This window comes from Chryseobacterium sp. UNC8MFCol (assembly GCF_000482305.1).
GTDB lineage: Bacteria > Bacteroidota > Bacteroidia > Flavobacteriales > Weeksellaceae > Chryseobacterium > Chryseobacterium indologenes.
The window spans coordinates 1-5277 of sequence record NZ_AXUZ01000025.1; the positions used below are offsets into that span (position 1 = coordinate 1).

Annotated in this window: 4 protein-coding genes; all 4 read left to right on the plus strand. The window is 34.5% G+C overall.

The window, feature by feature from the left end; translation table 11 throughout:
* A partial coding sequence (locus M030_RS24180) for an RHS repeat domain-containing protein (RefSeq protein WP_034722666.1) occupies positions 1 to 1272 on the plus strand: 1272 nt, incomplete at its 5' end.
* Positions 1269 to 1826 carry a hypothetical protein gene (locus M030_RS0114200; protein ID WP_027374113.1) on the plus strand — a complete coding sequence of 186 codons (558 nt, stop codon included), beginning with the start codon at positions 1269 to 1271 and terminating at the stop codon, positions 1824 to 1826. The genes M030_RS24180 and M030_RS0114200, both read left to right, overlap by 4 nt.
* Positions 1827 to 2066: 240 nt before the next feature.
* Positions 2067 to 2450 carry a hypothetical protein gene (locus M030_RS0114205; RefSeq protein WP_027374114.1) on the plus strand — a complete coding sequence of 128 codons (384 nt, stop codon included), beginning with the start codon at positions 2067 to 2069 and terminating at the stop codon, positions 2448 to 2450.
* A 6-nt stretch (positions 2451 to 2456) separates the two neighbouring features.
* The coding region (locus tag M030_RS0114210; RefSeq protein ID WP_027374115.1) for a hypothetical protein at positions 2457 to 5277 on the plus strand (2821 nt) is incomplete at its 3' end.

Below are 5277 nucleotides of genomic sequence, written 5' to 3' on the forward strand. Positions count from 1 at the left end.
CAGGCCTTTACTCTTGAAAGACCTGAAATGGAGTTATTCCCTGATTCCGATGGTAAAGTAGGAGGAGGAAATCAGACTGCTAAAATCTTTAGGGCTCAGGGATTGATCTTTTTCCCAACCGCAGAAGGATTTTATGATTACACTAAAGATCAGTATATTTATCAGTACAAAGATCATTTAGGAAACGTGCGGATAAGTTTTACAAGAAACAGTGCCGGAGCTTTGGAGATCACCGATGCCAATGATTATTATCCATTCGGGATGAACCACCTGAAGACGGGTAATTCATTCTATGGCGAGGCGAGTTATAAGAATTACAAATACAACGGCAAAGAACTACAAAACAGTGGAATGTATGACTATGGCGCAAGATTCTATATGCCTGATATCGGAAGATGGGGCGTTATTGATCCAATGGCAGAAAAAATGAGACGGCACAGTCCTTATAACTATGTATTCAATAATCCTGTTTTTTATGTTGACCCTGATGGAATGAAACCTTCTTATAATTGGAATACAGGGAAATACATGGATGGGGATAAAGAAGTGTCATTTAATGATGCTATTGCATATTATGGAGCCGGAAGTAGTAATGATGATATCAGAACTACTGTAAACTCGTCAAGAATGGAGGGTACGACGCAATATAAACATGTCAGTATGACCGTTACCATGAAGGTTCTGAATATATCAGGGACGGATCTGTCTTCTACTATGTTTAGTAAGTCAAAGGGAAAAGTCTCAGTAAGTGAATTCAAAGGTGAAGGATATGAAAAATTTGCAGGAGGGTTCAATTCTAATGTTTACATCGATTCTTTTGATATCGAATATGAAGTAGTTAGTAGCTTTGATAAAATCGGAGAGAATGACCATGTTCTCATGATTGTAGATCAGGTGGTCGATTCAAAAAGCACTGATGGAGGAGATACTTTAGGATGGGGAACCACAGGCGGACGTATTGCTGCAATTGAAGGAAATAATACATTAACTAAAGGGCTTTTCGATCAGATAGTAAAACATGAATTGGGCCATAATTTAGGATTAGGTCATAGTGAAAGCGGTTTAATGACAGCTTTTACCTCTAAAGATAGAAATATATCCAATTTACAAAAACATACCATATTTAAAGCATCTGGAATAAGCCCCAATATGGAAAAAGCTAAGCTTGGAAAAACTTTCTCAAGCCAGGCAAGTTGGCTTAGTGGCTGGGACAAAACACATTCCAAAACATTAGCAGAACAATTTTATCAAGAAAATGTGAAAAGAAAATGAGAACATTAATTTTTATACAAGTCCTTTTTATACTGACTGCCTGTAGTCAGAGGGATAAATCTGAGACAAATAAACTGGAGTGTAAAGAGCAGCGTTTCGATAATTTTAAGATATGTATCCCCACAGACTGGAAACAAGCAAAGATAACAGCTTATGATTCAAAAGTTTTGCTGTTTATCAATGAAAAAGACTCTATAGTGTTTGATAATCATGGTGTTGATCTGTCTGATAATCCGATTATCGTAGATAGTGAAAAAGAAAAGCAGACGATGTTGGAATTTTCGAACCATGAGATTGATTCTCAAGATATCAATGTATATAAGAATAAAGATTTTGACAACTCAAATGCAGTCTTTAATAAAAACTATTATTATTATGACACGATAAACAAGATAGATGTTTTAATGGTATTTCCAAAAAAAGAAAAGGGAACAATTGCGGCCTTTTTTAATAAAAATTCCGACAAAAATAAGTTGTCTATTTATTGTACCAATCCTTCGGAAAAGACTAAAAGCGAATTGAAGAAAGTATTTAACAGTGTAACTCGCTATTAATTTAAAACTTTCTAATTATCAGAAAGCTTTACTGATGCTTTATATCAATTAACCGCTACACAAGGTAGCGGTTAATTTTTTCATGCCCTATATAAACCTCTTTATAAAGTTTACAATCATATACATATATTGTTCAATATTGAATAGTACTTATCATAAAATATTTTATTGATACTATTACATTTTCTCCTTTGTAGAAATGTATTAATAAGTTATATTTATAAAAAATTAATAACCCGCATGAAAAAACTCTACGTGAGCGCATTACTCCTATGTGCTGCTTCAGTATTGTCTGCTCACATAATTGTTTGGCAAAAGGATGTCAAGCCCTTTACTCAGGCTGTTCTAAGCCAGGGAATTACAACCATGGATCAGCAGTATCTCATTACAGGAAGTTCAAATCAGAACAACAAACAACAAACGAATAAACAAAACAACAGTTACGATTTCCGTCTGGTAAAGCTAAACCAGCAGGGAGAACCGGTTCGTGAAAAATATTTCTCAGAAAATGAATCGGAAAGCATTCCAGATAGGGAAGACAGGGTCGGAAGCGAAATCATTGATTTGATTGCTATAAAAACAGATGCGAATAAAGTGGTTACTACTCAATTGATTAAGAAATAATACGAGATGAAAAAATATATAACCCTTTCTCTTATCGCCCTGGCTCCTTATTTTATTAAATCACAGGTAAACCCGGGCAATCCTTATAGCCCAGCTATTTTTAGCAATAGTCCAAATGCAGCGAGTCTTAGTCAATATAACCCAACAGATATTGATCTTTTTTCGGGGCAACCCAATATTAACTTCAATCTCTTTAATTTTAGTAAAGAGGGATACAACTTAAATCTGGATCTTTCTTATAGCCTTGCATCAATAAAACCCGATACTCCCCCCACCTGGGTCGGAGCAGGGTGGAATCTGAATGTAGGCGGAGTAATCACACGTACAGTGAAAGGAGGAGTTGATGAAGTACTTGTGAGTACAGATCCGGTACAAAATAAATACTCTTATTATGATAACTTTAATACATTGGATAATGCTGCGTGGGATTCCGATAATGCCCGGTCTCAGTTTATTAATAATAACCGGTCTATCGGTGGGGGAACTAGAACAGTATATCCGGCGCCGGATGAATTCAATTTCAATGTAAATGGAATGTCGGGAACATTTTATAAGAATCATAATGGGCAATGGGTTGTTGCTTCAGGAGATTTCAAAGATATAAAGATAACAAGTGAGCTTACGTCTGATTTTAAACTTTATGACGATGGGTACCGTACTGTAAATAGTAAAACACATAATATTAAAAGAATAATCTATGGATTTACATTAACAGATCATAAGGGGATACAATATATTTTTGGTAAAACTCCTCAGTCTATAGAATTTACCGCTAGTCCACCAAGTCAGGCTATCGATCCTTTTAATCCTCATTTTATTGTTAATTCCTGGTTTTTAACAAAAGTCATTCTTCCAAGTAATTTTGAGATTGAATTCAGCTATGAAAGAGAAAATAAAGCTTTATTCAAAATGCATCATACTTTCACCTCCTTGTATTATAATATTAATTCAGGAACAACATCCGGTGCTGTTCAGCAAATTACAAAAACACCCGAAAAAACTTTTGTAACATATCTCAAAGGGATAAATGTCAATAATCTTTATACTATAGATTTTTTGAAAAGTAAGGCCAATGTAGAACAATATAATTTTACAGATATCAGCAATAGCCAATGGAATGCATCCTTCCAGTATACCAATCATTTTCGTGCAGATATAATGGCTGCAAAACAATTTTATAAACTGGATAAGGTAAGCATAACAAAAAATGCAGTTATTGAAGAAATTAATTTCAACTACCTGGAAGATCCGGAAAAAAAACTTTTTCTGAATGGATTTACAAAAAAAAGTGGGGAAACTTATCAATTAGATTACTATTCAACGGATTTGCCAAAATATAATCAGATGAGAAATGATCACTGGGGGTATTACAATAATAAGTCATTTCTTACAAGTGTAGCACCGGCAAACGGAACTAAATATTCTGTAGACCAGATGAAAAACATATTGCCGGCTTATAAGGAAACAGATCCTGGACAATTAACAAAAGGTGTGCTTAAAAAAATTACTTATCCTACAAAGGGATATAGTGAGTTTATTTATGAACCTCATGATTATAACAAGGTTATTGAGGCACAAACCAGCCTTCCATTTGAATTCTTCATTGAGCCTTCTGAAAAGAAAATTGCCGGGGGATTGAGAATAAAAAAAACAATTACGGATCCGGGTGATGCACAAAACATAATAAAAGAATACTATTATACTGATACCGGCACCGCTACAGGTAATTCAACAGGGGTACTTTCAGGAAAACCAGTTTATTTTGAAGAAGACCAAAATAGTGGAGCCAGGATTTATCGCTTTGCAGATATGCCTATTCTTCCGTCCAACAACACAAGGGGCAAACATGTTGTTTATACGAAGGTTACAGAAAAGACATCTGAAACAAACAATAACGGTACTACGGAGTATATTTTTTCAAACAGTGATAATGGTTATCTGGATAAGAGAGCCAATGGGTTCAGTTTTTTTGCCTTCAATAATTCATCAATCTATAACAATTTACGGAAAATGAGTTATAATTCTTTGGATTTCGAAAGAGGTAAACCGTTAAATATCATAAAAAAGGATAAGAATGGCAATATTGTACATCAAACCAATTTCAAATACAATGACTCTCCTGCTCGTTTTGAAAATACCATAAGAGCATATGATTTTCAGAGCAATGTCTATGGAGAACCTATTTATTACGGAGCTTATACATACCTTCATGGAATGGCAGAATTGATCAGGCTTGCTGCGTATAATATCTATGCTTATAATCCATATTTAAGTGAAAAAAAGGAGATATACTATTATAATAATGTTCCTTCTTTAACCGAAACTACTCAGTATACTTATGAGAGTGCTCAACATAACCAGATGACAAAGCAGACATTCTTAGATTCTTCGGGAATCCTTAAAACTTCTTCGTTAAGCTATGCCCACGAAAAAGACAATCAGCTGATGATCAGTAAAAATATGGTAGGTATTCCTTTAGAAACAATCACTTCTCAAACTACGAACGGAGCTACTAAAACATTATCGAGAGTTGAAACGATGTATCCATCTTCCGTTCCGACATCGCAATCAGGAGATTTGGTATTACCTTTATCTGTTAAAACATATGATATTCTGAATAATATTCCTTCTACTGAAGTTACTTATGATTACTATGATAATAAAGGAAATGTTATTCAGTATACCACGAAAGATGGAGCTACTGTAGGAATTGTTTGGGGGTACAATAAATCGCTTCCAATTGCTAAAATAGAAGGGAAAGATGCAGCTTATTTCATGACTATGCTTGCTGATGAAAATAATACATTAAGTATTGCATCTAATAGTG